27 protein-coding genes and 3 pseudogenes are annotated in these 25,734 nt (G+C 42.8%); 12 read left to right on the top strand and 18 right to left on the bottom strand.

The window, feature by feature from the left end:
* Positions 1-80 precede the first annotated feature (80 nt).
* Positions 81-2,768, top strand: a complete 2,688-nt coding sequence (gene mutS / locus Bealeia2_RS01435; protein WP_331255383.1) for a DNA mismatch repair protein MutS — start codon at positions 81-83, stop codon at positions 2,766-2,768.
* Positions 2,769-2,797: 29 nt separating this feature from the next.
* On the opposite strand, the gene Bealeia2_RS01430 is transcribed toward mutS, so the two are convergent.
* The 6 genes from Bealeia2_RS01430 to Bealeia2_RS01405 all read right to left on the bottom strand — a co-directional run bounded on the left by Bealeia2_RS01430 (position 2,798) and on the right by Bealeia2_RS01405 (position 7,774).
* Complete coding sequence (locus Bealeia2_RS01430; RefSeq protein ID WP_331255382.1) at positions 2,798-3,667, bottom strand: metal ABC transporter substrate-binding protein; 870 nt, start codon at positions 3,665-3,667, stop codon at positions 2,798-2,800.
* Between the two features lie 109 nt (positions 3,668-3,776).
* Positions 3,777-4,637, bottom strand: coding sequence for a metal ABC transporter permease (locus Bealeia2_RS01425; RefSeq protein ID WP_331255381.1), 861 nt, complete (start codon positions 4,635-4,637; stop codon positions 3,777-3,779).
* Entirely contained in the window at positions 4,630-5,391 is a 762-nt protein-coding gene (locus Bealeia2_RS01420) for a metal ABC transporter ATP-binding protein (RefSeq protein WP_331255380.1), read from the bottom strand. The genes Bealeia2_RS01425 and Bealeia2_RS01420 overlap by 8 nt, the downstream gene beginning before the upstream one ends.
* A 211-nt stretch (positions 5,392-5,602) precedes the next feature.
* Entirely contained in the window at positions 5,603-6,046 is a 444-nt protein-coding gene (locus Bealeia2_RS01415) for a hypothetical protein (protein WP_331255379.1), read from the bottom strand.
* Positions 6,047-6,109: 63 nt separating this feature from the next.
* Positions 6,110-6,562 carry a hypothetical protein gene (locus tag Bealeia2_RS01410; RefSeq protein WP_331255378.1) on the bottom strand — a complete coding sequence of 151 codons (453 nt, stop codon included), beginning with the start codon at positions 6,560-6,562 and terminating at the stop codon, positions 6,110-6,112.
* Positions 6,563-6,763: 201 nt separating this feature from the next.
* Positions 6,764-7,774 (bottom strand): integrase core domain-containing protein, encoded by a 1,011-nt coding sequence (locus tag Bealeia2_RS01405; protein WP_462346300.1) that lies wholly within the window; start codon positions 7,772-7,774, stop codon positions 6,764-6,766.
* Between the two features lie 417 nt (positions 7,775-8,191).
* Here Bealeia2_RS01405 and Bealeia2_RS01400 point away from each other — a divergent pair, with 417 nt between their 5' ends.
* On the top strand, positions 8,192-8,755 hold the full coding sequence (locus tag Bealeia2_RS01400) for a 5-formyltetrahydrofolate cyclo-ligase (protein ID WP_331255376.1): 564 nt from the start codon (positions 8,192-8,194) through the stop codon (positions 8,753-8,755).
* A gap of 215 nt (positions 8,756-8,970) precedes the next feature.
* Here the strand turns inward: Bealeia2_RS01400 and Bealeia2_RS01395 are convergent.
* A pseudogene (locus Bealeia2_RS01395) lies at positions 8,971-9,282 on the bottom strand (transposase); the annotation flags it as partial.
* 74 nt (positions 9,283-9,356) lie between these two features.
* Here Bealeia2_RS01395 and Bealeia2_RS01390 point away from each other — a divergent pair.
* Entirely contained in the window at positions 9,357-10,328 is a 972-nt protein-coding gene (locus Bealeia2_RS01390) for an IS701 family transposase (RefSeq protein WP_422388038.1), read from the top strand.
* 62 nt (positions 10,329-10,390) lie between these two features.
* Here Bealeia2_RS01390 and Bealeia2_RS10655 read toward each other — a convergent pair.
* Positions 10,391-10,723: pseudogene (locus Bealeia2_RS10655) on the bottom strand (IS701 family transposase); the annotation flags it as partial.
* A 131-nt stretch (positions 10,724-10,854) separates the two neighbouring features.
* Here Bealeia2_RS10655 and Bealeia2_RS01380 point away from each other — a divergent pair.
* Entirely contained in the window at positions 10,855-12,372 is a 1,518-nt protein-coding gene (locus Bealeia2_RS01380; RefSeq protein ID WP_331255375.1) for a PAS-domain containing protein, read from the top strand.
* On the top strand, positions 12,348-13,109 hold the full coding sequence (locus Bealeia2_RS01375; RefSeq protein ID WP_331255374.1) for a sensor histidine kinase: 762 nt from the start codon (positions 12,348-12,350) through the stop codon (positions 13,107-13,109). The genes Bealeia2_RS01380 and Bealeia2_RS01375 overlap by 25 nt, the downstream gene beginning before the upstream one ends.
* Here Bealeia2_RS01375 and Bealeia2_RS01370 read toward each other — a convergent pair.
* Together Bealeia2_RS01370 and Bealeia2_RS01365 are read right to left on the bottom strand one after the other, a co-directional pair.
* Positions 13,064-14,086, bottom strand: coding sequence for an NAD(P)/FAD-dependent oxidoreductase (locus Bealeia2_RS01370; protein ID WP_331255373.1), 1,023 nt, complete (start codon positions 14,084-14,086; stop codon positions 13,064-13,066). The two genes, Bealeia2_RS01375 and Bealeia2_RS01370, sit on opposite strands and share 46 nt — an antisense overlap.
* Before the next feature lie 42 nt (positions 14,087-14,128).
* Positions 14,129-14,626, bottom strand: coding sequence for a CarD family transcriptional regulator (locus Bealeia2_RS01365; protein ID WP_331255372.1), 498 nt, complete (start codon positions 14,624-14,626; stop codon positions 14,129-14,131).
* A gap of 150 nt (positions 14,627-14,776) precedes the next feature.
* Between Bealeia2_RS01365 and rlmB the strand changes: the two genes are divergently transcribed.
* On the top strand, positions 14,777-15,505 hold the full coding sequence (gene rlmB, locus Bealeia2_RS01360; RefSeq protein WP_331255371.1) for a 23S rRNA (guanosine(2251)-2'-O)-methyltransferase RlmB: 729 nt from the start codon (positions 14,777-14,779) through the stop codon (positions 15,503-15,505).
* Between the two features lie 9 nt (positions 15,506-15,514).
* Here the strand turns inward: rlmB and Bealeia2_RS01355 are convergent, their stop codons facing one another.
* From Bealeia2_RS01355 to petA, 5 genes are read right to left on the bottom strand one after another with little or no spacing between them, the layout of a single operon-like run.
* Entirely contained in the window at positions 15,515-16,075 is a 561-nt protein-coding gene (locus Bealeia2_RS01355) for a hypothetical protein (protein WP_331255370.1), read from the bottom strand.
* A gap of 43 nt (positions 16,076-16,118) precedes the next feature.
* Positions 16,119-16,880 (bottom strand): cytochrome c1, encoded by a 762-nt coding sequence (locus tag Bealeia2_RS01350; RefSeq protein ID WP_331255369.1) that lies wholly within the window; start codon positions 16,878-16,880, stop codon positions 16,119-16,121.
* Between the two features lie 29 nt (positions 16,881-16,909).
* Complete coding sequence (locus Bealeia2_RS01345; protein WP_331255368.1) at positions 16,910-17,140, bottom strand: hypothetical protein; 231 nt, start codon at positions 17,138-17,140, stop codon at positions 16,910-16,912.
* A 2-nt stretch (positions 17,141-17,142) separates the two neighbouring features.
* Positions 17,143-18,381: a cytochrome b gene (locus tag Bealeia2_RS01340; RefSeq protein ID WP_331255367.1), complete on the bottom strand. Its 1,239-nt coding sequence runs from the start codon at positions 18,379-18,381 to the stop codon at positions 17,143-17,145.
* On the bottom strand, positions 18,374-18,964 hold the full coding sequence (gene petA / locus Bealeia2_RS01335) for a ubiquinol-cytochrome c reductase iron-sulfur subunit (RefSeq protein ID WP_414437837.1): 591 nt from the start codon (positions 18,962-18,964) through the stop codon (positions 18,374-18,376). The genes Bealeia2_RS01340 and petA overlap by 8 nt, the downstream gene beginning before the upstream one ends.
* A 78-nt stretch (positions 18,965-19,042) precedes the next feature.
* Here petA and Bealeia2_RS01330 point away from each other — a divergent pair, with 78 nt between their 5' ends.
* Complete coding sequence (locus Bealeia2_RS01330; protein WP_331255956.1) at positions 19,043-19,465, top strand: transposase; 423 nt, start codon at positions 19,043-19,045, stop codon at positions 19,463-19,465.
* Between the two features lie 10 nt (positions 19,466-19,475).
* On the opposite strand, the gene Bealeia2_RS01325 is transcribed toward Bealeia2_RS01330, so the two are convergent.
* On the bottom strand, positions 19,476-19,976 hold the full coding sequence (locus Bealeia2_RS01325; protein ID WP_331255955.1) for an IS630 family transposase: 501 nt from the start codon (positions 19,974-19,976) through the stop codon (positions 19,476-19,478).
* A gap of 22 nt (positions 19,977-19,998) precedes the next feature.
* Positions 19,999-20,337 carry an IS630 transposase-related protein gene (locus Bealeia2_RS01320; protein WP_331255365.1) on the bottom strand — a complete coding sequence of 113 codons (339 nt, stop codon included), beginning with the start codon at positions 20,335-20,337 and terminating at the stop codon, positions 19,999-20,001.
* A 206-nt stretch (positions 20,338-20,543) separates the two neighbouring features.
* Here Bealeia2_RS01320 and Bealeia2_RS10485 point away from each other — a divergent pair.
* The 5 genes and pseudogenes from Bealeia2_RS10485 to Bealeia2_RS01290 all read left to right on the top strand — a co-directional run bounded on the left by Bealeia2_RS10485 (position 20,544) and on the right by Bealeia2_RS01290 (position 25,020).
* Positions 20,544-21,358: pseudogene (locus Bealeia2_RS10485) on the top strand (transposase).
* A 240-nt stretch (positions 21,359-21,598) separates the two neighbouring features.
* Positions 21,599-22,864, top strand: a complete 1,266-nt coding sequence (gene gltA / locus Bealeia2_RS01305; RefSeq protein ID WP_414437836.1) for a citrate synthase — start codon at positions 21,599-21,601, stop codon at positions 22,862-22,864.
* A 6-nt stretch (positions 22,865-22,870) separates the two neighbouring features.
* On the top strand, positions 22,871-23,065 hold the full coding sequence (locus Bealeia2_RS01300; RefSeq protein ID WP_331255362.1) for a hypothetical protein: 195 nt from the start codon (positions 22,871-22,873) through the stop codon (positions 23,063-23,065).
* A 63-nt stretch (positions 23,066-23,128) separates the two neighbouring features.
* Positions 23,129-24,748 (top strand): protoglobin domain-containing protein, encoded by a 1,620-nt coding sequence (locus Bealeia2_RS01295; RefSeq protein WP_331255361.1) that lies wholly within the window; start codon positions 23,129-23,131, stop codon positions 24,746-24,748.
* 137 nt (positions 24,749-24,885) lie between these two features.
* The gene (locus tag Bealeia2_RS01290) at positions 24,886-25,020 is read left to right on the top strand and encodes a hypothetical protein (protein WP_331255360.1); all 135 of its coding nucleotides are present in this window, start codon (positions 24,886-24,888) and stop codon (positions 25,018-25,020) included.
* A gap of 21 nt (positions 25,021-25,041) precedes the next feature.
* On the opposite strand, the gene Bealeia2_RS01285 is transcribed toward Bealeia2_RS01290, so the two are convergent.
* Entirely contained in the window at positions 25,042-25,554 is a 513-nt protein-coding gene (locus Bealeia2_RS01285) for a hypothetical protein (RefSeq protein WP_331255359.1), read from the bottom strand.
* Positions 25,555-25,734 lie beyond the last annotated feature (180 nt).

Raw genomic sequence — 25,734 nt, 5'->3', positions numbered from 1 at the left:
GGTTTCTTTCGGCCTGACATGAATCTATAGAATTTTTACTGAATTCCACCGCTTGCATTTTGGGCCCTCATCCCTGATAAATGAAACCTCATAGTAAGGGTCTCATGCTCTCCGTCAACAGCATTATTGAAATGGTCATGAATTTAAACAAAACACATCTTGAATCCCAAGTACCCACTCTCACTCCCATGATGGCGCAATATTTGGAAATTAAATCTCAAAATCCAGGCTGCCTTTTGTTTTATCGTTTGGGTGATTTTTACGAGCTCTTTTTTGAAGATGCGATTGTGGCATCAAAGGCGCTTGACATCACCCTCACCCGCCGTGGAAAAGCCGGAGATGGGGACGAAATTCCAATGTGTGGTGTGCCCTTTCACGCGAGTGACAATTATCTCTCGCGCCTCATCAAACAAGGATTTTCAGTGGCCGTGTGTGAACAAGCGGAAGATCCCAAAACTCGGAAAAATGCCAAAGGTCCCTTAGCTCGAAAAGTCGTCCGTGTGGTCACCCCAGGAACATTAACGGAAGAAAATTTACTCGATTCTAAATTTAATAATTTCCTGATGGCCCTTGTACCAGGAACTTCTGGCAAAGAAAAAGGCCAAGTGGGGGTGAGTGTTTGTGATCTTTCTACCGGCGACTTTTTTATCGAACAAACAGATTTTGGGGCCCTCGGATCGCTCTTGTCTCGCCTTGAGCCCAAAGAGATTTTGCTGCCTGATTTTCTTCTCGAGGAGCCCGACCTTTTTGAAACCTTTCAAGATTGGAAAAAACGCCTCAAGCCTTTTCCCAAAAGTCGCTTTGATGCGGAAAATGGAGAAAAGAGATTGCAGGAGGTTTTTGCCACAAAAGCCCTTGATGCGTTTGGATTTAAAAGTCGCCTTCAGATGGCCTCAGCTGGGGCGGTGTTAGATTATATTTATTTAACCCAAAAAGATGCTTTGCCGCGTCTGAATCCCCCCCGCACTTTAAGTGCTGAAAATCATCTTTATATGGACGGGGCTACACGGAAAAATCTAGAGCTTTTTTATACGCTTACGGGGCAGCGTTCTGGCAGTCTTTTAGATCATTTGGATCATACGCTGACTTCGGGTGGGGGACGGCTTTTGGTCCATCATTTGGCATTACCACTCTTGGATGTGGAGGTTTTGGAAAAGCGTCTCAGTCTTGTAGATTTCTTCTTTTGCAATGGAAAAGTTTTAGCAGATATTCGCACACTTCTTGCACCCATTCCAGACCTTGAACGATGCTTGTCTCGTCTGAGTTTGGGGCGGGGAGGGCCTCGCGATTTGGGGGCCATCAAACTTACCCTTCATCAGATTTCAGCCCTTAAAACGTATTTTAAAAACTTGATCCAAACCCCCGATGTTTTTCAAAAATTGGTGCATCATTTGGGGCATTTTGAACCCCTTCTTGAAAAGTTTACCCGCGCCCTTTCTGATCACCTCCCTCTTTTAACGCGGGACGGAAATTTCATCCGTGAAGGATTTTTGGAAGAACTTGATACCTTCATTCAATTACGCGATCAGGGACGCACCCACATTCAAAGTTTACAGGAAAAGTATGCAGGCGAAACAGACATTGGTGCCCTTAAAATCAAGACTAATAATGTTCTTGGATATCATATTGAGGTAGGCGCCAATCACCATAAAAAATTGGATGATCGCTTTATTCATCGCCAAACTACCGCCAATACAATGCGATATTCAACGGTTGAACTTTCCGAACTTGAGCAAAAATTAATGCAGGCAGCAGATCAAGCCTTGGCCTTAGAGATGCGTCTTTTTGAGAATTTGCGAGATGACATTTTAAAAGCATCAGATGATCTTGTGCGCGCCGCAAAAGCTTTATCCGCTCTTGATGTTGCACAATCTCATGCTCATTTGGCAAGTGTGGAAAATTACACAAAACCGGAACTTGAGGATTCAACCATCCTTGAAATTCAAGGCGGGCGCCACCCCGTTGTAGAGGTGGGCCTTAAATCCCAAAATCAAGACGCTTTTATTCCTAATGATTGTGTTTTGGATCAATCAAGTCCGTTTTGGCTTTTAACGGGGCCCAATATGGCCGGAAAAAGCACTTTCTTGCGGCAAAATGCCCTAATTGTAATTTTAGCACAAATGGGCTCTTTTGTGCCGGCAACACGTGCTAGAATTGGAATTGTGGATCGTATTTTTAGCCGCATTGGTGCCTCCGATGATTTGGCAAGAGGCCGCTCGACCTTTATGGTCGAGATGGTAGAAACAGCAACTATTCTTCATCAATCCACCCCCAAAAGCTTTGTGATTTTAGATGAAATTGGCCGGGGTACATCCACCTATGATGGACTTTCTATAGCCTGGTCATGCGTGGAATATTTATGTCAAAAACTTAAATCCCGCACCCTTTTTGCAACTCACTACCATGAATTGAGTGAGTTGGAGGGAAAGCTCTCAGAACTTACATGCCATACCGTCAAGATTAAGGAATGGGAGGGTAAAGTCATTTTCATGCACCAAGTGATTCCGGGAAAAGCGGATCAATCTTACGGCATTCATGTTGCGGAATTAGCGGGCCTTCCCAAATCCGTAATCACCCGCGCCACCCAAATTCTCGAGCGCTTGGAAAAACCAAAAGCAGCTCCAGTGCTTCCCCTTTTTGAATTCAAAGAGGCGGAAAAACCTTATATATCTCCATTGGAAGATGCCCTCAAATCCATCAATCCCGATGCACTCTCCCCGCGTGATGCGCTTGAGGAATTGTATCGACTAAAATCGATGACAGCGTAATTTTTCCCCACAATTTGAAGAAAAGCCTTTCATTGACTCAAATTAACGGTGAATGCTTTTTTCAAAACGCCAATATTGTGATGCATCATCTTAAGATAAGTATCGGCTTCAGTACCGGGCGCCGAAAGCGCATCCGAATAAAGAACGCCTTGAAGAGAAACACCCGCTTCACTGGCCATTTGCTCGAGCAATCGCGGGTTTGAAATATTTTCGATAAAGATGGCTTTAATACCTTCATGATGAATTTGCTTAATCAAGACTGCCAGTTGATGGGCCGAAGGCTCACTATCGGTTGAAATCCCAAGAGGTGCTAAAAACGTAATGTCATAATCTTGTCCCAAATATCCAAAGCCGTCGTGAGCCGTAATAACTTTCCTCTTTTCAATAGGAATGATGGAAAATGTATCCTTCATTTCTTGATCAAGAACTTTTATTTTTTCTTGATAAGATGTGGCACGTTTTTGAATATCTGCAGCATGTTCGGGAATGACTTTTTGAAGAGCATTTGAAATATTTTCCACATAGATGAGAGCATTTTGAGGAGAGTGCCAAGCATGAGGATCAGGCACCTCTTGACCATCATGATTCATGCGATGAGGTTGGAGCCCCTGAGTGGCCACAGCAACTTCTTTTTGATACCCAGAAGATTGGGTAAGGCGTTCGATCCACCCTTCAAATCCCAATCCATTGATGATGATGAGATCAGCCTGCGCGACATTTTTTAAATCCGAAGGCCTTGGCTCATAAACATGCGTGTCTTGGTTAGGCCCAACGATAGGTTTAACGTCAATCCACTCCCCCCCCACTTCCTTTGTCATATCTGCCAAAATTGAAAAACTAGTGACGACTTTAAGGGGCGCTGCCATAAGGGGAGTATGAAAAAGAAAAGTAACCATCATTACAAAAATAGTTTTTTTGAAATGGAATTTCGTTAAGTAGAGAACGTCATCCTGAACTTGTTTCAGGATCTTTTTAAAATGACTACCAGCATTTCTATAAAACCGCATTTTATGTATACCCTTTGCGTCGTTTGAGGCTTCCGCCTCGTCCAAAAACTAAAGAGATGAGATATATCATTCCAACGACCATGACAATGGCCGGACCTGATGGCCAATTCAAATGATAGGATAAAAGAAGTCCCACATATCCCCCCGTCATGGCAATGAGAATAGAAACCAGGAAGAGAGACCAGACATGCCGTGCCCAAAGGCGAGCTGAAATTGCTGGTAAAATCATCATCCCCAAAGCCATTAATGTGCCCAAAGCTTGAAAAGCACTCACAAGATTCATGGTGACAAGACCTAAGAAAATACCGTGATAAAGACCACCCGCACCACCCACGGATCTTAAAAACCCAGGATCAAAGCATTCAATAATTAGTGGTCGATAAATAATGGCAATCGTCACAATGGTAAGGCTCGCAATGCCTGTGACCATGTATAAAGAAAGCACATCGACAGCCAAAATCGATCCAAAAAGGACATGCATTAAATCGACTTGATTTCCGTGAAGGCTTACGATCAAAACTCCAAGGGCAAGCGAAATCAAATAAAATCCCGCAAAACTCGCATCTTCATTCAAGATGGTCATGCGTGACATGAGCCCTCCCAAAAGGGCCACAAGAATGCCCACAAAAAAACCGCCCAAGCTCATGGCGGGCAACGAAAGTCCCGCAAAGAAAAAACCAATGGCCGCCCCTGGTAAAATTGCATGGGAAAGGGCATCCCCCATCAACGTCATACGTCTTAAAACGAGCAAGATTCCAACAGGACCACAACCCAAAGCGAGCGCCCAGCATGCGACTAAAGCGCGCCTTAAAAAAAGGAATTCCACGAAGGGAGAAATGAGAAAATCATAAAGATCAGCCATGATGATGAATTCCCTCTCCATCCCACGTGCGGGAGGTGTGCATAGCCTCAATGAGTCGATCTTGCGTTAAGATGTCTTCTGTTTTCCCCCATCCGATGAGGTTGCGCGCCAAGAGCAACGTCTCAGGAAAAAAATCACGTACAAGATCGATATCATGAAGAACGACCACAATCAAACGGCCCTCTTGTCTCCATTCATTAACGATATCCATCAAATCTTCAATAGTGCGCATATCAATCGCATTGAAGGGTTCGTCCAAAAAAATAATGGGTGAGTTTTGGAGAATGAGGCGCGCAAAAAGAACCCTTTGGAATTGCCCTCCCGAAAGGGCTTCTAACGGAGAGTTTTCATAACCTTCAAGACCCACCCGCACAAGAGCGTTTTGAATGGCTTTTTTATCATCCTCTGAAACCCGGGCAAAAAGTCCTAATTTCCGGAAAAGCCCCAAAGCCACTGTATCCGAAACGGTCAATGGAAATTGGCGATCAATGAGATTTTGTTGCGCCAAATAAGCCACTTCTTGAGGGATCGCATGCTGAAATTTGATCTCACCCGTCACATTGGGAATAAGCTTTAAAATAGCTTTTAAAAGAGTGCTTTTTCCGCCGCCATTGGGACCTACAATGGCCGTTAAACTTCCCGGTTTAAACTCCCCTGAAAGGGCGTGAATAATGGTTTTGTGCCCATACTGCACGGACAAATTTTGAAGAGTAATAGAAGGTGGATCTAGGCGGCCCACAAGCAAGCCATCCAAACAGCAGAAGTTGCCACCAGAGCCAAACTCAAGCGCATGAACCCACTTTGAAACAGAGGCTTAATAAAAAGACGTTTTGACGACATTGAAGACCCACACTTGCAATTGCAACTCATTCTCAACTTTACGTCATTATTATAGCCAACACCAGGGAGCTCCTGTCAATCAGAAAGTGGAAAGACTTATAAAGGATTTCAACAAATCCGTAATTTTAAAGGTTAGCAACGCAATCCCCATTACAACAATCGGTAGGGTTGTGTTTGTTGCAACATTTGACAGCCTTTCCATCTACATAGCAACCTGCACTAGAGTTACACAAATTTGTTAAATCTTGCATGATTTGATCAGAACTCTTTCCTGAGTGCTTATACTGACAGGGTTCGCATTTTCCAAATATACCAACATCAGTATCCCAACACAGGGGAAAATTATCCGTTTTACTCCATGAGGATTGCAAAGACCCATAGTAAGTTTGATTGCTTTGATCTAAATTTTTAAAACATGAAACTTGAGCAGAACCAGGACAATCACGCGCTATTTTTGCGTTTCCGTTGTTTTTAAGGTGATCAGCATTTCCCGTTGGATGGGGCACAGCTATAGTATTTTCACTTCCAAAAAGTAAAATCAAACTTAAAATTGAAAAAATAACCCTCATTTAAATCCTCCACTTTTTTCATTTTACATCCAATTAAAATAAAAAGTCACATTTGTAAAAAAATCATGTATTTTTTGACAAGAAGTCCGTATAACATTGACCCGTACAACAATCTTTGTCTTCATCATTGCAACAGGGAACTTTTTCTCCATTTTTATAACACCCATCTGGAGAGTTACATAATGCCTTTAATTTTACGTTAATAGTACTTCTTGAATCTCCGTGGTAAGCACATGGCATACATCCGCTCCACCCATCCCAACAGAGAGCCCATTGATCTGTATTCCGCCCATTCCAATATATATTTAAATTTCCACGAGGAAGCCTATAAGGATAATGCTCATCGTCAATACATCCAATCGCCTGTGTTTGACAGTCAAAAGGCCCCTTAACACCCCGAGGATGAGCTTCCTTAATCTCTTGTGGAACAGTTTCCTTAACTTCCCGTGGAGAATTGCCTTCAAGCCCCCCTACAAAAAATAAAATAAGACTCAAAAATGATAATACGCTTTTCATGAAGGCCTCCCGTTTTTTAAAACTATAACCCAAAATCCTGAAGCGACGCAAAGTGCTTTTTTAAATACTCTACCCCGGCCTCCCAGATCTCAATGGCGATCGAAATCATTTTGCGTGACCCATCATCAAAAGACTTTTCTGAAAATGATCTTTAAATGAAAAATAGAGAGTTAAAGTGTAGGAGTTCATAACAAATGAGACTCAAGAGGCCTCGAGAATATGAGAGTGAATATACTGCAAAGGAGTGAGGCCTTTCAAGGCGCGATGAGGCCGATAAGAATTATACTTTGAGACAGCTTGAGAGAGCTCAAAGCGCATAGAAGCTATGGAATCAGCCAGGACTTTGTTTTGGTTGTAAAATTCCTCCCGGAATATACGATTTCCCCACTCAACGCCGCCGTTGTAAGTGGGCTTTTTGGGGGGCAAAACAATTAAGGGAATGCCCAGATCTTCACAGGCTTCCTCAAATTCCGCCATAAATTCAGATCCTTCATCAACTTGAATGGATTGAATTTTAAAGGGGGCCTGCTTTACAAACTCAAGCAAGAAGCGTTTGGCACTTGAGCTCTTGGCATGGGCATACACACTCGCATAGATAAATTTCGAGCCTCTTTCCCAAGCCTGGAAGTGCTTGAAACAGATACCATTTTTCGTCACCGTCATAGGGTCAATCTGAACCCGTTCACCAAGCCTCATCGTTTTATAATCCTTAAATGTCCAGGGCTTTGCATGGCTTTTAAATTGTCTTTTTCTTTTTGTTCTCAGGGCGGAGGGTGATTTTTGCACAAGCCCCTTGTTTTTGAGGGAGGTCAGGAGACGGCCGACGGTGCTTTCGCTCAGGATTTGCCCATGGTCTCGCTTGAGAATGATGGCGATTTTCTCTTTGCCATAGGTGGGATTTTCGCGGCGCACTTTCACAAGCTGAAGTTCTGCCTCTCCCCAGTGCGGTTTGTTGAGATTTCGTGGCTTTTTTGAAGGGGGAACACTCCCTTTGTTAAGGTCCTTCAGGATCTTCTTGTGGCGATAATAAGTTGCGCGAGACATGGCGCAAATGTCTTGGCACCTGGAATCGCAAACGTTTTCAGATTTCAGCTTTTCCCAGAGCCTCACGCCGTCTTCATACCGTTTGCGATAGGCGTCAAAACAGTCTTGTGTGCGCGCATATGCATAAAGCCTATGCTTATTTTTATGTAATCCGGGATCCTCATCCAGGCCTCCATCAATAGGTTTTTTAGATTTCCTATTCTTGAGGCCTGGTTGGGTGTGGCAATGGAGATGAGCCTCGCTACAGCGCAATTTGGGAGCGCGCTCAGCTCATCTCCATCCCTCCCAATTTTGTCTCACTTCTATCTGAACTCGGACAGATCGTTTCAAGACTACAGTTGTATCTCTGATGTGAATCACTTGCAATTCGTGAATTTTGTCACTACATCTAAAGCGTGGTGGATCGCTGGGGGTTCTGTGAAGGCTAGACAATCCCTGGGGCCGATAATTTTCTCGAGGGGGCTGTCCCTGACCAAGCCCGTGGGCTTGGATATACGGCACCCACCTACTTCACTGTGGGCCACGAGAGGATTTCACATGCCCACGTTCTTCTTGGCACCATCACACCGTTTAATAAGGATTCCGATGTCCCTCATCCACGCCAAACAAAAACTCCGCCAAGAGATGAAAGCGCTGAGATTAAAGCTTGCCCCTACCTTGCCAGAGGCCTCAAATTTGGCGCGAAATGTTTTTTTGAAATCATTTCCGAACACCTTAAATGTTGCACTTTATTATCCTTTAAAAGAAGAGCTTGATACGAAACCTCTTTTGGAAAGCCTGAGAGAAAAGGGGTCGGTAATTTCCTTGCCTGTGATTACAGATCATCATTTGATTTTTAAAAAATGGGATCCTAAAATTGCTCTTATAAAAAGTTCTTTTCAAACGTTCGAACCCAATTCTTCTTCCGAGATAATTCTGCCTGAAATCATTGTTGTTCCTCTTTTAGCCTTTGACCGCAAAGGGCATCGTTTGGGGTATGGAAAAGGGCATTTTGATAGAACCTTAAATGCATTTCGTCAAAACCATAAAATCATCGCGATCGGATATGCTTATTCTTTTCAAGAGCTCCAAAACCTACCTCAAGAGGATTGCGATGAACGATTAGATTATATTATCACTGAAAAAGAGATTATTTCGATACTCAGCTGAGATCTTCCTTTTCAACTCTTCTCCTAGTGAGCCATCCATAATTATGATTAAATCAAAGTTATGGGAGGCCATATAAAAAAAACAAGGCGACCTTGGGGCTATTTTTCATATCTTCATTTCCCCCTTAACAGGAGGAATTGATGGAGATTGCTTTTTCATATCTTGAATTTTCAGCCCTTCACGAGTTACGCAGTTTGCAGCAAAAGGGTGGGAATCTAAGCGAAAGACATGAGTTTTGTTATTTCTCTAGAGATATCATGCTTAATAACATCCCACTGCTGCTGATAAAAAGAGAAGCCTCCAGCAAGTCGTCTTTTAAATCTTTGAATCCAAGCCGAAATGGCAAGAAATATATGATTTCTTTGGGCTCGTCCCGTGCGAGACTGACAGCGTTCAAGACCGCATGTTTGCTTTAATTCCCGATGATAAACTTCGATTTTCCAACGCGATTTCATGACCAGTTCAATATGATCACGAGAGGGATTATCCCTATTGGTTCCGATATAATCCGTGCGACCGTTTTTGGCACGAGTTACGCAGTTTGCAGGAGAAGAGAGAAGAGATAAGGTGAGAGGGAATATTTATTAAATGAGAAGAAATGATGTCTCGACACAAATGCACAAAATCACTTTATCGTTCATTTTTACAAGCCAGCAGTGTGCGCTATTCAGGGTTGGCACTTTCGGAGGTGTCACCGATTCCATTGTCGCATGACAGCGTCAATCGATGGTTGAGTTCTAGTGCATTGCGTCCGAGCGGAGTGTGGAATCTTACTCAATCTCTTATTAACAAGAAAGAACCTTGTTTTTTAGTATGTGACGATACAATTTTGGATAAAAATCGGAGCGAGAAGATAGAGCTTGTGCATTATCAGTATTCTGGGAATGCCCATGATGTTATTGCGGGGATAGGTCTTGTCAATTTGGTATGGCATGGCCTGAGGAGTCATGACTCTATTCCTGTTGATTATCGTATTTATGATAAAGCCAGCGATGGCAAAAGCAAGAATGACCATTTCAGGGAAATGTTAAAGCTGGCTCAAGACAGAGGGATAAATCCGGATGACGTGGTTGCAGACGCTTGGTACTCGAGCTTGAATAATCTGAAGGCCATTGAATCCATAGGCTGGACATGGGTGATGGGGTTGAAGAAAAACAGGAAAGTGAATCGTGGAGAAACTCTTGAAAAGCTGGACATTCCAGATGAAGGACTGAAAGTTCACTTACGCGGATATGGATGGATTACTGTTTTCCGGTTTGTTGCCAAAAACGGTCGCACGGATTATATCGGAACCAATAGGGATAATCCCTCTCGTGATCATATTGAACTGGTCATGAAATCGCGTTGGAAAATCGAAGTTTATCATCGGGAATTAAAGCAAACATGCGGTCTTGAACGCTGTCAGTCTCGCACGGGACGAGCCCAAAGAAATCATATATTTCTTGCCATTTCGGCTTGGATTCAAAGATTTAAAAGACGACTTGCTGGAGGCTTCTCTTTTTATCAGCAGCAGTGGGATGTTATTAAGCATGATATCTCTAGAGAAATAACAAAACTCATGTCTTTCGCTTAGATTCCCACCCTTTTGCTGCAAACTGCGTAACTCGTGATAGAGTCATGACTCCTCAGGCCATGCCATACCAAATTGACAAGACCTATCCCCGCAATAACATCATGGGCATTCCCAGAATACTGATAATGCACAAGCTCTATCTTCTCGCTCCGATTTTTATCCAAAATTGTATCGTCACATACTAAAAAACAAGGTTCTTTCTTGTTAATAAGAGATTGAGTAAGATTCCACACTCCGCTCGGACGCAATGCACTAGAACTCAACCATCGATTGACGCTGTCATGCGACAATGGAATCGGTGACACCTCCGAAAGTGCCAACCCTGAATAGCGCACACTGCTGGCTTGTAAAAATGAACGATAAAGTGATTTTGTGCATTTGTGTCGAGACATCATTTCTTCTCATTTAATAAATATTCCCTCTCACCTTATCTCTTCTCTCTTCTCCTGCAAACTGCGTAACTCGTGCCCTTATTGCAGCTGCTTTGATTGTTTGTGGCGTTAGCCTTTATGAGTGCAAACGTAGAATGCACAAAAAATTTCATGATCTTACAGGCCTTCTTCAGACCCATCCTGAAGGATGGTGCCTTTGGCAGGGATACAAGGCTTATGAATCCTCAAATCAATTTCAACGCATTTTTGATTATTTGAAGTCTGAGCATTTTACGCTTTCTGATTTAATGATTCATCTCGAAGGAGAAAGCGCCACTCAACTTGAGGCCTCCTTTCATGAGCTAATTGAAAAAGATAATTCCTTTTCTCTGCGGATTAAATGCGGACATAAAAACGCAATTTATCTCATCAAAGGTACGCGTCTTCAAAGTACAAATCGTTTTGTGACCTGGGTCCGAGATGTCACCGAACAAGTTCATAGTCAGAAAATTGTTTTGGAAGCCTCGGAGCGCAATGAAAAGCTTTTGAGTATTTATGAAAATATTCTCAATGCGATGCCCTTCCCCATCTGGCGTCGCAATCAGGATCTGAAATTAGATTATTGTAATCAAGCCTATCAAAATGCCCTTGAGGCCAGTTTTTCTGAGGTGATTAAAAATCAACTTGAGTTGATCCCCAAAGGGCAAGGCCAAGCACTTGCTAATGAGGCGTTAGCAGAAAAATGCACACAAGAAATCACAACCCTCCTCATTATTGAAGAAGAATGCAAAGTTTTTACAATCCGAGAAATTATAGACCCCACAGAAAATGGAACTTTTGGCTTTGCGCTTGATATCAATGACCTTGAGAAACTTCAAAAAGAAAAAGAAGCTATTCTCCTCGCTTATCATAATATTCTTGATCACCTCTCCACCGCTGTGGGGATTTATGATGCTGATCGCAGATTAACTTATTATAATCGTGCATATCTTCAAATGAATCACCTTGAGGAAAAATACCTGAAGGGAAATCCACGTCTTGATGATGTACTGGAGGTTCTTCGTGAAAAAAGAGCGCTTCCTGAATATGCGGATTTTCCCGCCTATAAAAAACAACGTATAATGCAATTTCAAGATCTCATCAAACCTCAGGAAGAATTGATTCATCGGCCCGATGAAAGAACACTGCGCATGTTTACAGCTCCCTATCCTTTGGGGGGACTTGTTTTTATGTTTGAAGACGTGACGGATAATTTGTCGTTGATCCGCAAAAACAATGCCCTTGTAGCCGTTCAACGCACGACGCTTGATAATCTTTTTGAAGGGGTCGCTGTTTTTGGTCCCGACAATCGGTTGACGCTTACAAATTCAAGTTTTCGAAAAATTTGGAATCTCAGGGAAGATCAATGCACACCTGGGGATCATCTTTCTGATATTATTGAACACATTCGTCCTTTCTTTTCTCAAGAAGAAAATTGGCCCCTCCTTAAAAATCGCATCATAGAAAACACCACAGACAGAGTTGGTAAACGCGGTCAGATTTTACGCAGTGATAGTTCCGTTATTGAATTTACTATGTGCCCCTTCCTAATGGTGAAAGTTTTCTCAGTTATACAAATATTACAGCAGGTTATCACATTGAAGAAGCGTTGCGTCGTCAAAATGAAGCTTTAGAGGCCGCAGATCGTGTAAAATCCGAATTCATTGCCAATATTTCCTATGAACTGAGAGCCCCGCTCAATACCATCATTGGGTTTTCTGAGATCTTACAACAACGTTATTTTGGCGAACTCAATGTCAGACAAGAAGATTATGTGAAAGGCGTTTTGGAATCTTCGATGAGCCTTTTAAAACTCATTAATGACATTTTAGATTTGTCCTCAATTGAGGCAGGATATATGTCCATAACGCCTTCAGAATTTAATATTCAAAATTTGATTGAAGAGGTCATACAACTCTTAACACATCGTTCTGAGGCGAAAAAACAAAGTCTCAAAGTGAAATGTGATCTCAATTGCACCACTTGGATTAGTGATGAAAAACGATTGAAACAGGCCATCTTTAATCTCATCAGCAACGCCATTAACTATACCCATGACGGCGGGAAAATCACAATTCAGACGGAAGTAAAGAATAATGAGCTTGTGATTGCGGTTTCTGATAGCGGCATTGGAATCGCCAAAGAAGATCAAGAGCGGGTCTTCCGAAAGTTTGAGCGTGGAAACAAACGGGCCTCGGGTGTGGGCCTTGGGCTTTCTTTGGTGAAAAGTCTCATTGAGCTTCATGGTGGTCGAATTGAGCTTGAATCACAAGTCAAAAAAGGCACGACTGTGACGTGTTATTTACCGCAAAGTTGTGCGATGCCTCAAGCGATCCCGAGAACTCCTGAAGTTGTAGAATACTCAAAATGAAGGGTCTCACCGGGATGAGCAATAGCACGTGCAGCATGAGCGGCATGGGCACCTTCTGCAAAACCTGTGAGAATTAGTTTGAGCTTTCCTGGATAAGTTGCAATATCCCCAATAGCAAAAACACCCTCAAGTGAGGTTGCGCAGCTTTGCGGATTAACCTCAATATGATTATGATGAAGTGCTAAATCCCATTCTAAAATGGGGCCCAAATTCATAGCCAAGCCATAAAAGGGTAGCAGGACATCGCAGGGATAATCTTTTTCTTCTCCCTCAAGAGATTTCAAGACAACAGAGTCTAGTTGGTCTCCCTGTCCCTTTAAACCCTCCAATTGGTAAGGAATCAGAAGCTCAATTTTGCCGGCTTTTTCCAATTCATGGAGTTTCGCTTCGCTTTCAGGGGCGCATCGAAATTTAGGACGACGATGCACAACACCTACAGATTTTGCTACTTCCGCAAGGGAAATTGCCCAATCAACCGCCGAATCACCTCCACCGGCAATAAGCACGCGTTTATCTCGAAAATTCTCTCGGGATTTTACGTAATAAAAAATGCTTTGACCTTCATAGTTCTCAATTCCTTCAAGGGGAGGACGATTGGGTCCAAAAGCTCCAACACCGGCTGCAATAATAACGGCTTTGGCTACAATGGTTGTGCCATGATCTGTGGAAAGCATCCACCGATTCCCTTGCGTACGCTCCAGTTTCATGACCTGTTGGCCTAAATGAAACTCAGGATGGAAGGGCTTAATTTGAGTCATCAAATTATCGATGAGCTCCTGTGCCCCAATTTTGGGATAGGCGGGAATATCATAAATTGGCTTTTCAGGATAAAGGGCCGAACATTGTCCGCCCACCATCTCAAGAGGGTCGATGACATGACATTTCAGACGCATCATTCCACATTCAAAAACAGCAAAAAGTCCTGTAGGTCCCGCCCCAATAATAGCCACATCGGTTTGATGCAAATGATCAATCACTTGAGAAATCCTTCGTTGAAATTAATAAATAATCGGAGCAGATTATGCGGCTTCGAGAATTTTCTCAACCTTTTCGGCAGCCTTGTCAAAATCAATTTTTTCAACGGCTGCCAGTTCAGACACAAGGCGATTTAAAGCCGACATATAAACTTGCCGTTCGGAATAAGATTGTTCAGGTTGTGTTGCAGTCCGGTGCAACTCACGAATGACTTCGGCCAAATTCACCGGGTTTCCGGAATTTATTTTTGCTTCGTACTCTTGTGCACGACGACTCCACATTGTTTTGCGGATGCGGCCTTTGGTTTTAAGCGCATTGATGGCAGAACTCATATCTTTAGACGCAGAAATGCCACGCAGACCTGCCGCTTTCGCTTTGGCCACAGGCAAACGCAAGGTCATCCGATCTTTTTCAAAGTGGATGACAAAGACTTCTAATTTATGACCCGAGATTTCTTGTGTCTCGATGCTCATGAGTTTTCCAACTCCGTGGGCAGGATAAACGACATAATCTCCGGCAGAAAACTTAATTTTTTCAGGCATTTTACCACTCCACGACATAATTTATGGTCAAAATTCAAAGAATAATCATCAGGACTGTCCGAATAACACTTGCTGACTAGTACATATATATGTATCATTTTTTGAGTTACAAGACCAGAGTTTGTTAAAAAATTATTTTAAAGAGTTCCCATGAAACATAAATCAAACGCTCCGACTCTTTGGATTTGGGGTACTCATGCCGTTTTAGCGGCCCTTCAAAATGAAGAAAGATCTTTTGAAAAATTAATTCTTACGCAAGAAGTTTATGATGAAATGCCAGAAGAACTTCTTAAAAAATGTTCTTTTCAAATTCTTGAGCGTCGCGAAATGGAGCGGGTCTTGCCAGCAGGTGCCGTTCACCAAGGAATTGGCCTTAAAACTAAACCTCTTCCCCAAATGGCCATTAAAGATCTTCTTGTTGAACTTGAAGATGATGATCTTTTGCTTATTTTGGACCACGTGACTGATCCTCATAATGTGGGGGCCATTTTAAGAACGTGTGCGGCTTTTAACGTCAAAGCCCTTATTATGACCGATCGCAATGCGCCGCCTTTAAGTGGTTCCCTGGCCAAAACTGCCTCAGGAGCTCTTGAGCGTCTTCCTGTTATTTTCGTCACAAACCTTGTCCGAACATTGGATACCTTAAAAAGGAATCACATTTGGGTCATTGGTCTTGCGGAAGAAGGTACAAAACCTTTAGATGATACAAATCTTCCGGGAAAAAAAGCCATTGTGATGGGCGCTGAAGGCGAAGGTTTACGACGCCTCACCCGTGAGCATTGTGATATTTTGGTTAATCTTCCCACAAATGCAGAATTTCCCACTTTGAACGTTTCTGTGGCTGCGGGAATTTCGATTTATGCCTTGGCGAAAAAGTAGACTTTGGAATCAGCCTAAATCTAAAAGAATATTATTTTCGTTCAAGTGATTTTGAAGTTCATCAAACGCCTCATTTACCATGAAGAGAAAGGCTTCAGTGGCCCCCATACTGGTTTTTACGGGAAGAAGGGTTGTAATTTGAAATGAGGGAGTTTTCAAATTTTTAGGATCAGTTGTATAGAACTTCAGCGCAAGAAAATACCGCTGAGGCTTTGGAAACCACCAATTGGTATCGACAACAGCATCGGGATTCTGTGAAGCAGAAGGGGGGACTTTTTCAGGGGGCTTGACACCATAATCAAGAACAATAGTCTTGATATTTTGAAAACGCTTTTGTTGAGGATAGGCCTCAAACTGAAATCTCACAATTCTTGCCATATGGGGAAAATGAAGACCTGTGTAGTCAAGGCTTTCTTGTGTGGGGATCACATCAAGATTTTCAGCAGGCGCTGAATAATAAACACTTGCTTTGCCTAAGGGAGGCAAAATTGGAGCATCTGAAGAGGATTTAAGAGCAGGAGGAGCAAGAAAAAAGCTTCCAAAAGCCAATGCAGTCAAAAGTTTTTCCATCGCATGCCCCAAGAGTTTTTATTATTTATGAGAGTCTACTCTTTTATTTGACTCTTGCCCAGACCCGACGCATCACAAAATACATCAAAAGGGTAAAAATAGAGAGGTAGAAGAGAACTTTAAGCCCCATTTGTTTGCGTTCCACCATTTCAGGTTCTGCAGCCCAGGTCAGGAAATTCACGACATCATGAGCCATTTGCTGAACCGTTGGTGTTGTTCCATCACTATGGGTAATAAGCCCTTCGGAAAGGGGAGGCGTCATGGCAATTTGCTCACCGGGAAAATAGGGATTGTAATGCATACCTTGAGGTATGTGTTTTCCAGCCGGTGGATTCTCATATCCCGTTAAAAGCGCAAAGATATAATCCGCACCGCCTTTTCTGGCTTTTACAACCAGAGAAAGATCCGGTGGAAGCGCACCATTATTGGCAGCCCGTGCTGCTTTATCATTGGCATAAGGACCTGGGATTGCATCTGCAGGCGTACCCTTGCGAGTGAACATTTCTCCCAAATCATTGGGCCCATCAGTCACTTCATAGTCAGAAGCAATCGCTTTGATTTCGGCCTCATTATATCCAAGTGCTGAAAGATTCCTGAAATGGATACGTTTTATGCTATGGCAAGCTGAACAGACTTGTTTGTAAATTTGAAACCCTTTTTGTAAAGAGGCCAAATCAAAAGTTCCAAATGCCCCTTCAAAAGTCCACTTATGATCCGGTAAGGGGCGGGCTTCTTCATTGGCCAAAATCGGTGAGGAAATCAGCAAGAAGTAAACGAAAATGGGGGCTAAAAAATTCCAATTCATTATGAATTTCCCTCTTTTGCATTTTATCATTATTCAGTCACTTTATGTTTTTTGGATACTTCTTTTATTTTATCAACACTAAATCCCAACGCTTTTAACTTGTGGCGAGAAAATGGCCCACCTGAGTGACAAGCCTGACAAGAAGAGTTCTGATAAATGGAATCTTGATGACTTGGAGCTTTTTCACCTTCTCCAACAAGTGTCGATGAAGCCAAAAAACCCGAGGATGTCAGCAGAAGAAAAACTGATTTAAAGCGCATTCTTATTTCCCCTTTTGATTTGTCTTTAGGACGGCCTCACTCAAACTATTGGGTAAGGGCAATGGCTTTTCAATGCGCCCCAAAATCGGCAAAAGCACGAGGAAGAATCCAAAATAAATCAGAGTGGTGATTTGTCCTAAAGTCTGATTCCCCATACCGCCCAAACTCTCATAGACATAATCTGGTGCATGAGCCCCAACACAGCCCAAGACAAAGCAATCAATCACAAACGCCCAGAAGCACCACTTATAAATAGGACGAAATCTCGCGCTTCTTACTTTTGAGGAATCCAGCCAAGGCAAAAAGAAGAGCACCAGAATTGCACCAAACATCGCAATCACACCAATGAGCTTATTGGGAATGGATCGTAAAATAGCGTAAAAGGGCAAGAAGTACCATTCAGGAACAATGTGAGGTGGTGTCACCAACGGATTTGCCACAATATAATTATCCGGCTCCCCAAAGAAATTGGGTGCATAAAAGACGAGGTAGGCCCAGAACAAAAGAAAAACACCCAGTCCAAAAAGATCCTTGACCGTATAGTAAGGATGGAAAGGAATACTATCACGGGGTTCTTTTCGGTCAATTCCTAGAGGATTGTTGGATCCATGCTGATGAAGGGCCACTAAATGAAGGGCTACAACGCCAATAATTAGAAAAGGCAAAAGATAATGAAGTACAAAAAATCTATTTAATGTCGGGTTGTCTACAGAAAAACCACCCCAAAGCCATTGTACAATCGAATCTCCAAAAGGAAGGGCAGAGAAAAGATTTGTGATCACAGTCGCACCCCAAAAACTCATTTGACCCCAAGGAAGCACATATCCCATGAAGGCTGTAGCCATCATTAAAATCAGGATCACAACGCCAAGCATCCACAAAAGCTCTCGCGGTGATTTATAGGATCCATAATAAAGACCGCGGAACATATGAATATAAACGACGATAAAAAACATAGTTGCGCCATTCATATGAATATAACGCAAGAGCCATCCGTAATTTACGTTGCGCATAATGCTCTCAACGCTATCAAATGCCGTTAAACTATTGGGATCATAGTGCATGGCCAAGAAAATGCCGGTCATAATCATCACAACAAGAGTAATTCCTGCCAACGATCCAAAGTTCCACCAATAGTTCAAATTCTTCGGGGTGGGGTATTCTTGCAGTTCATGATTCATGAAAGTGAAGATAGGAAGACGATGGTCAATCCATTTTACGACGGAGGAACATTTATCCATTGGTTTTCTCCTCGGCACCAATTCGGATGCTTTTATCGGTTAAAAACATATAAGGGGGGACCAAAAGATTTAGGGGCGCAGGGCCACGACGCACGCGCCCAGAAGTATCATAAAGAGATCCATGGCAAGGGCAGAGCCACCCACCATATTTCCCCCGATCTTGCGTAGGCGCTTGTCCATTGGGCACGCAACCGAGATGGGTACAAACGCCCACAACTACAAGCAATTCCGCCTTGCCCTTTTTAACTCGCGCCTCATCTGATTCGGGATCCATGAGTTCTGACATGGGAATTTCTTCTGCAGCTTTAATTTCCTCGGATGTGCGGTGGCGAATAAAAACGGGCTTTCCTTGCCACATGACGGTAATCGCTTGACCTACTTGAATCGCGGACAAGTCCACATCTGTTGTGGATTGCGCCAAAACTTCAGCAGACGGATTCATGCTATCAATGAAAGGCCAGGCGATTGCAGCTGTGCCTACGGCCCCCACAGCCCCTGCCGTTAAAATCAAAAAATCTCTCCGTGACGCAGCATGCGCCTTTTCATCGTGAGATACTGGTTTATCTAGAGTTTGTGCGGCCATGCCGTGCATTCCCTCCCGTGGACGTTTATTTAAATTGAGCACACCATAATATAATCTTCAAAAAACGTATAGAGTGGAATTGAAAAGTTAAGAAAGTTTTTCAGAGGTGCGTACTCACACAACAGATGCGACAGAATCGTCTGCAGTCGGGGAAGAAGCCGCGCAGGGATCACCACCAAACTCCACTGGGTCATGACGGCCGAAGGGCACTTTGTCGAGGGTCAATTAACCGGCGGAAACGTTCACGATGTCACGGTTGCGAGCGGACTTTTTGAAGACATTGTCGGCTGTTACGCGCTGGGAGATGCGGGTTACGATTCAGATCGTTATCGTCGAGACCTCATGTCGAACAATAATATCCCCGTGATTCCGGGACGAAAAAATCGCAAAATTCCAATTGATTGCGACAAAAAGATCTACAAGCTTCGCAGCCGCATCGAGATGTTTTTTGGAAAAATCAAAGAAAACAGAAGGCTCGGCATGAGATATGACAAGCTATAGTACTTCTCCATTATATGGATAGACATTGGCTGAGGAGTTTATCAAGGAGTTGATGAAGGTTTTCTGGGTTTTGCTGGACGAGGGGACGGAGGATGGATTTGATTTTGTGCCACCAATGCTCGATAGGATTGAGGTCAGGAGAGTCAGTTGGGAGAAAGAGGAGATGGCAGCCAAATTTCTCAATCAAATCTTTCGTTTTTGGCGATTTGTGAAAGGCGGCATTGTCCATAATCAGGGTGGTATTTTTTGATAAATTCGGCAATAAAACCTCCTCAAGCCAAGCATTAAAAAGATCTGCATGACATCCACCTTGAAAGGTGAAAGGCGCCACGAACGCACCCTTCATGAGACCGCCAATGATACTGACACGCTCTCTTTTTTGGCCCGGGATCTCCGCGTCAACCTTTTGTCCGCGCGGCGCCCAGGCATGCTCTCGATAAAGGCGATTATCAATCCCAGCTTCATCAATCCACACGATTGTTTCAGGATCTATTTTCTCAAGCTGTTTTATAAATTCGGCCCGCTTGTCTTCGTTACGTTCTTTGTAAAGCGTCGTCTTTTTTTCGTGTAATGTTTAAACGTTTAAGCCATTTACTCACGTTTTGGAATCTCAACCCCAAAGCTTCGGCGATTTGTTTGAGCGTATGATCCGGATTTTGAGCGACGTAGTCTCTGAGTTTTTGCTCATCGACTTTACGCGGATAAGAAGTGCGTTTTTTCGGTTTAATATCCCCTTGTTTATGAAGACATATCCATCGATAGATCGTGGCTTCTCCAACGTTAAAAACCTTTGCAGCCTCCCGCTTACGGCCGCCGCTCGTAATGGAGGAGATGACCTTTTTTCGCAGCTCTTCCGAATATGCTTTTGCCATACGCTCCTTATACCTAAACTTTTCCTAAAAATCTATCTATTTATAGGGGAAGGACTATAAAACTCTGACATTTTAAAGTCATCCTGTATTATAATAAAATTATCTCGCCTTTGCTATATACCGCTCGGCAATGAAGAAGCCTTGTTAATCAGAGGAATGAACGAAACAACCGTTGTAATTCAATAAAATTTATGTATAAACAAGGCATGAAAATTGAACTGACAATTAAAGAAAAACAAGAACTAGAATTTCAGCGCAGTAAAGAGAGAGAGCGTCGCGTGGCAGATTGCATCAAAGCCGTGATGTTAAATGCAGAAGGTTGGACTCAAATGCAAATCGCTCAAGCTTTGCGAATTCGCTATGAAACTGTTCAAGATCATCTTAACGATTACAAGAATAGCAGGAAACTGAAACCTGAAAATGGCGGCTCTGAAAGCCATCTCACTTCCCATCAAACTTTTCAGCTAATCAGCCATTTTGAGGACAAAATCCACCTCAAAGCTGAGCTTATTTGCGCCTATGTGGATTACACTTTTGGCGTCCATTTTACTGTTTCAGGAATGAACAAGTGGCTCATCCGCAACAATTTTTCTTTCAAAAAACCAAAGGAAACTCCTTTCAAAGCGGACGCCGTTCAATTTAGAAACCAGGAATGTTACCATTGCAGCCCATGAAACCATTGATAGCAAGGCCATGGAAAAGCATTTTGCCGCCTTGCGAAAGAAATATCCCAAGGCCCCAAAAATTCCCTTATACTATCAGCAAAGAAACAAAGCAGACTGCCGAGGACTATGAAATTGTCCTGCATTAGCTCCCTCCTTACAGCCCCAATTTGAATCCGATTGAGAGGTTATGGAAAGTGATGAACGAGTACGTATGCAACAATCGTGTCTTTAAAAGTGCCGCTGAATTTAGGCAAGCCCTTGACGCATTCTTTGCTACGTGGCCTCAAATCGCCAGCTCTATGGTTGACCGCATTAATGATAACTTTCAGATCCTTAATAAGGCATCTTCAAGTTAAAGGAGTATAAAATCTCCATTTAAAATAAATTTTTACGCAGCAATTTATCTTCGAAATTTTAACAATTTGTTAAATTTTCCTATAATTTATGAAAATTTCACATTTTAAAGGTATAAACTCTTTTTAAATTGATTCTTAACTACTTCATCAGTACCATCTGATAAAAAAATAGGGAGAATTCTCATGACAAGTTCGGTGAACGCAATGACTCAAGGAAACAAAGACGATAGCAAACTCATTATGCCCACGGGCGAAATTGCACAGTTTCCCATTTTGGATGGAACACTAGGTCCTTCTGTTATTGACATTCGATCTCTTTATGGATCAACGGGCAGTTTCACGTATGATCCGGCCTTCACTTCAACGGCCAGTTGTGAATCGAAAATCACTTTTATCGATGGCGATAAAGGCGTTCTTTTACACCGTGGATATCCCATCGAACAACTTGCAGAGCAAAGTAATTTTTTGGAAGTGTGCTATCTTTTGCTTGAAGGCGAACTCCCCACACAAGAAAACTACAAAAGCTTTTATGATAATATTATTCAGCACAGTATGGTCCATGAGCAAATCCGAAATTTCTATTCAGGCTTCCGACGCGATGCTCATCCCATGGCCACGATGGTGGGTGTTGTAGGTGCACTTTCTGCATTCTACCATGACAGCTTAGATATTCATGATCCCCGCCAACGGGAAATTGCCTCCCACAGGCTTATTGCCAAAATGCCCACTATTGCCGCAATGGCTTATAAATATTCCGTGGGTCAGCCTTTTGTTTATCCTGACAATGCACTTGGGTATGCGGAAAACTTTTTGCATATGATGTTCTCGCTGCCTTGTGAGAAATATAAAGTGAATCCTGTGACCGCAAGTGCCTTAGATAAAATTTTAATTCTTCATGCTGATCACGAGCAAAACGCGTCCACCTCTACAGTTAGACTCGCAGGCTCGAGTGGCGCTAATCCTTTCGCGTGTATTGCCGCTGGAATTGCTTGTCTTTGGGGGCCTGCTCATGGGGGAGCCAATGAAGCAGTTTTAAATATGTTGCGTGAAATTGGTCACAAAGATCGGATTCCAGAATACATCAAAAAAGCAAAAGATAAAAATGATCCTTTCCGCTTGATGGGATTTGGTCATCGCGTTTACAAAAATTACGATCCTCGTGCCCAAGTTTTGCGAAAAGCGTGCCATGAAGTTTTAAATGAACTGGGCCACAAAAATGAACCGCTTTTAGATTTGGCTAAAGAACTTGAGAAAATCGCACTTGAAGATCCCTATTTTGTTGAGAAAAAACTTTATCCCAATGTGGATTTTTATTCCGGAATTATTTTCCAAGCCATGGGTATTCCTTCTTCAATGTTTACCGTTCTTTTTGCGCTCGCAAGAACCGTTGGCTGGATCGCTCAATGGAAAGAAATGATTGAGGACCCCCAAATGAAAATCGGGCGTCCTCGCCAGCTTTACACAGGATATGGCCCCCGCGACTTTGTCCCTTTGAATAAAAGATAGCTCATTATGGCTGCAAAAAAGAAAATGCCAACGCCGCCTAAAAAACAGGATGCACGGGATCAAAAAATCTCAAAGATTTTATCTCGCAGCATTCCTGTAAATGACAATAAATCCACCTCTTTCCGAACAATTGTCTATGCGGTGATGGCCCTTATTGGGGCGGTTATGTTGATTTCAATTTTTTTCTCCTATCCCTATTAATTCTTTTTTAATGAATTTCTGTTGAAGTGATCCCAGAAAAATTAAAAACAAAGGGTGCTAAAAATGTCTGAAATTAACGGCGTGAGCTATAGAGATCGTATCAACTTCTTTTTGATTACTCAGGAAGATTCTCGTAATTTACAAGAGTTTTGGAAGGTTTTGGAGCCTAAACTCCAAGGTATTTTGTCTGCATTTTACGACCATATGTTGTCCTGGCCTACAACAAAAGACATTATTGGAAACCCTTCAAACGTGGATCGTCTTAAAAAAGCGCAACATAGCCATTGGCGCACTCTATTTGACGGAAAATTTGATGATAAGTTTTTTGATGAAGGCCAGCGCATTGGTACAGCCCATGACAAAATTGGGCTCACACCCGTTTGGTATATTGGAGGATATGTTTTTATTTTAACAAAAATAAATGACATTGCGATCGAATTTTATAAAAAAGATCAAAAAAAATTGGCAGGGATTCTTTCTGCAACTCAAAAAGCTATTCTTCTGGATATGGAGGTAGCAATTTCTGTTTTCCTCAGAAAAGGACAAGATGCTCAACTTCAAAAAGAAATGCTTCAGTTGGCAAATGCCCTTGATACTGAAATCCAAACCTCTGTTTTGGGCGTAACAAAACGTGCTATTGAGCTCAATAGTATTGCCAAATCCATGTCTGTCTCCGCGGAAAAAGTTTCAAGTCGCACGAATGTGGTCACGCAAGCAGCTGAAGGCACCACACAAAATGTTCAAACTGTGGCCTCTGCTACAGAAGAACTTGCGGCGTCTTCTCAAGAAATTGGATCTCAAATGGGGCAAGCCTCACTAGTGGCTAAAAATGCAGTAAATGACGCTGAAAATGCAGGCGTTACAATTAATAGCCTCAGTCACGCCGCTGAAAAAATCAGCGAAGTTGTGGATCTTATCAATACTATTGCTCGCCAAACCAATCTCTTGGCCTTGAACGCCACTATTGAAGCGGCACGCGCCGGGGAAGCGGGACGTGGGTTTGCGGTTGTGGCCAATGAAGTGAAAAACTTGGCTTCCCAAACCGCAAGCGCTACGGATGACGTGGCCCAACAAGCGCGCAATATCCAAAATGCCACGCGGGAAGCCGTTTCGGCTATTGAGCGTATTAATGGGACCATCACAGAAATCAGCTCGATTTCAACAACCATTGCCGCAGCTGTCGAAGAGCAATCAGCCGCCACGGCTGAAATCAGTCGCAATGCGCAAGAAGCTGCGAGCAATACCATTGAAGTTTCAAGTAACATGGAGGGGGTCTCATCAGAATCTTCAGAAACAGGACGACTTGCCAACAGTGTTGAACAGCTTTCAAGCGGTTTGATCACAGAAATGGAAGAATTGAAGGAGCGGCTTACAAAACTTCTGAGAAACTCACAAGCCGGCGAGAGACGTGAATCTCCTCGCAAATCTTTAAATATAAAAGCCACCGCAAAGGTCGGTTCAGAAAACCTTTCAGGAACAATTATTGATATCTCCGAGGGTGGCGCTGGGGTTTCTCTTGAGGCCGGAGCACATGGAGGGGTTGTGGGAGGCACGGTTTCCATCTTGGCCCGAGGGTCTTCAATTTCTTGTCAAATTGTATCGGTAGAAGGGTCAATTCTTCACCTGAAATTTATCGAAAATGCCCAAGGATTCTTGCGCGGATTGAATGCTCAAGCGGCTTGATGGGGGAATAAATGGACCCCGCCGCAAGCGGCGGGAAATACAACCCAAAGAGATTTAATATGGGTTCTGTGGCGTTTATTGGGTGAGTACGCAGAGAAACGAGAAAACGGATTATTGATCCCGAGCGAAAAGAACGCATGAAAACTCAAGACATCAAACACGCTCACAACCAAAGGTCTTTGATTGGGATTAAAAATGATCCCTACCTTCAGCTGGATGTGACTGAGTTAACGCCTAATGCTGCGCGGGATGCCATTCTTTCACAAGTCTGAATCCGCAAAGGTTTTCATATTTTATTTTTCAGCGTCCGTCAAAAAGCGCTGGGCAATTTTCCACAACTCACCCTTGAATTCCGGTATTAACAGATTCACAATGGCTGAAGACTTTGTCCTGACGCTTTGGGAAAAATCTGAATCATCAGAACAGCTATTTACAATACGCTGTGCAAGATTTCCAGGTCCAGACCATGTCTTAATTTGAGTTGCAACATAGTTTTCTACATCTGTTTTCACCATGAAATTATGCTGTAGATTAAGATTGTTTTTCCAGTGAGTTAATTGATTTTTAATGTTTGGTAATTCCCGTGCAACGGTTGCTTTAGCGAATACGTTCTCCATGTTGAGCGTATCTTTTTCAATTTCTAAAATATAACCATCGATAACCGCATACTGAGCGTGAACATTTTTCTTAAATGTGGCATAAGCGGATGTGACCCTCTCTTGATCCAACTGGGTAGCCGCAATTGAAAACATAGGTGACATAATTAAAAGCGTAACAGTCCAGAGAGATGATAGTTTGCGCGTCATTGTGAAGTCCTTTCCTGAAAATACGTCAAAGCGAGCCTTTGATCATTAGGGATTAAAAAATAAAGACTTAACCCCTGAAAAGAATAGCACAGGCCTATTCCTCTGGACCAATAAATTTTTTAAATTTTTGAAAGCAAAGAAAATCAAGGGCGGAAGAGTTTTTAAATATTCAAGCCTTAA

This window comes from Candidatus Bealeia paramacronuclearis, assembly GCF_035607555.1.
Lineage (GTDB): Bacteria > Pseudomonadota > Alphaproteobacteria > UBA9655 > UBA9655 > Bealeia > Bealeia paramacronuclearis.
This window is presented reverse-complemented; position numbering and strand designations above follow the sequence as displayed.

Excerpts from the sequence above, each read along its gene's own strand:
- Bealeia2_RS01345 (WP_331255368.1), bottom strand. The coding sequence starts at position 17,140 with ATGCGCTTTAAATCAGTTTTTCTTCTGCTGACATCCTCGGGTTTTTTG.
- rlmB (WP_331255371.1), top strand. The coding sequence starts at position 14,777 with ATGAAACATAAATCAAACGCTCCGACTCTTTGGATTTGGGGTACTCAT.
- Bealeia2_RS01390 (WP_422388038.1), top strand. The coding sequence starts at position 9,357 with ATGTCTCGACACAAATGCACAAAATCACTTTATCGTTCATTTTTACAA.
- Bealeia2_RS01290 (WP_331255360.1), top strand. The coding sequence starts at position 24,886 with ATGAAAACTCAAGACATCAAACACGCTCACAACCAAAGGTCTTTGATT.
- Bealeia2_RS01300 (WP_331255362.1), top strand. The coding sequence starts at position 22,871 with ATGGCTGCAAAAAAGAAAATGCCAACGCCGCCTAAAAAACAGGATGCA.
- Bealeia2_RS01355 (WP_331255370.1), bottom strand. The coding sequence starts at position 16,075 with ATGGAAAAACTTTTGACTGCATTGGCTTTTGGAAGCTTTTTTCTTGCT.
- Bealeia2_RS01380 (WP_331255375.1), top strand. The coding sequence starts at position 10,855 with ATGCACAAAAAATTTCATGATCTTACAGGCCTTCTTCAGACCCATCCT.
- gltA (WP_414437836.1), top strand. The coding sequence starts at position 21,599 with ATGCCCACGGGCGAAATTGCACAGTTTCCCATTTTGGATGGAACACTA.
- Bealeia2_RS01285 (WP_331255359.1), bottom strand. The coding sequence starts at position 25,554 with ATGACGCGCAAACTATCATCTCTCTGGACTGTTACGCTTTTAATTATG.
- Bealeia2_RS01410 (WP_331255378.1), bottom strand. The coding sequence starts at position 6,562 with ATGAAAAGCGTATTATCATTTTTGAGTCTTATTTTATTTTTTGTAGGG.
- Bealeia2_RS01430 (WP_331255382.1), bottom strand. The coding sequence starts at position 3,667 with ATGATGGTTACTTTTCTTTTTCATACTCCCCTTATGGCAGCGCCCCTT.
- Bealeia2_RS01320 (WP_331255365.1), bottom strand. The coding sequence starts at position 20,337 with ATGGCAAAAGCATATTCGGAAGAGCTGCGAAAAAAGGTCATCTCCTCC.
- Bealeia2_RS01295 (WP_331255361.1), top strand. The coding sequence starts at position 23,129 with ATGTCTGAAATTAACGGCGTGAGCTATAGAGATCGTATCAACTTCTTT.
- petA (WP_414437837.1), bottom strand. The coding sequence starts at position 18,964 with ATGGCCGCACAAACTCTAGATAAACCAGTATCTCACGATGAAAAGGCG.
- Bealeia2_RS01415 (WP_331255379.1), bottom strand. The coding sequence starts at position 6,046 with ATGAGGGTTATTTTTTCAATTTTAAGTTTGATTTTACTTTTTGGAAGT.
- Bealeia2_RS01400 (WP_331255376.1), top strand. The coding sequence starts at position 8,192 with ATGTCCCTCATCCACGCCAAACAAAAACTCCGCCAAGAGATGAAAGCG.
- mutS (WP_331255383.1), top strand. The coding sequence starts at position 81 with ATGAAACCTCATAGTAAGGGTCTCATGCTCTCCGTCAACAGCATTATT.
- Bealeia2_RS01340 (WP_331255367.1), bottom strand. The coding sequence starts at position 18,381 with ATGGATAAATGTTCCTCCGTCGTAAAATGGATTGACCATCGTCTTCCT.
- Bealeia2_RS01350 (WP_331255369.1), bottom strand. The coding sequence starts at position 16,880 with ATGAATTGGAATTTTTTAGCCCCCATTTTCGTTTACTTCTTGCTGATT.
- Bealeia2_RS01365 (WP_331255372.1), bottom strand. The coding sequence starts at position 14,626 with ATGCCTGAAAAAATTAAGTTTTCTGCCGGAGATTATGTCGTTTATCCT.
- Bealeia2_RS01425 (WP_331255381.1), bottom strand. The coding sequence starts at position 4,637 with ATGGCTGATCTTTATGATTTTCTCATTTCTCCCTTCGTGGAATTCCTT.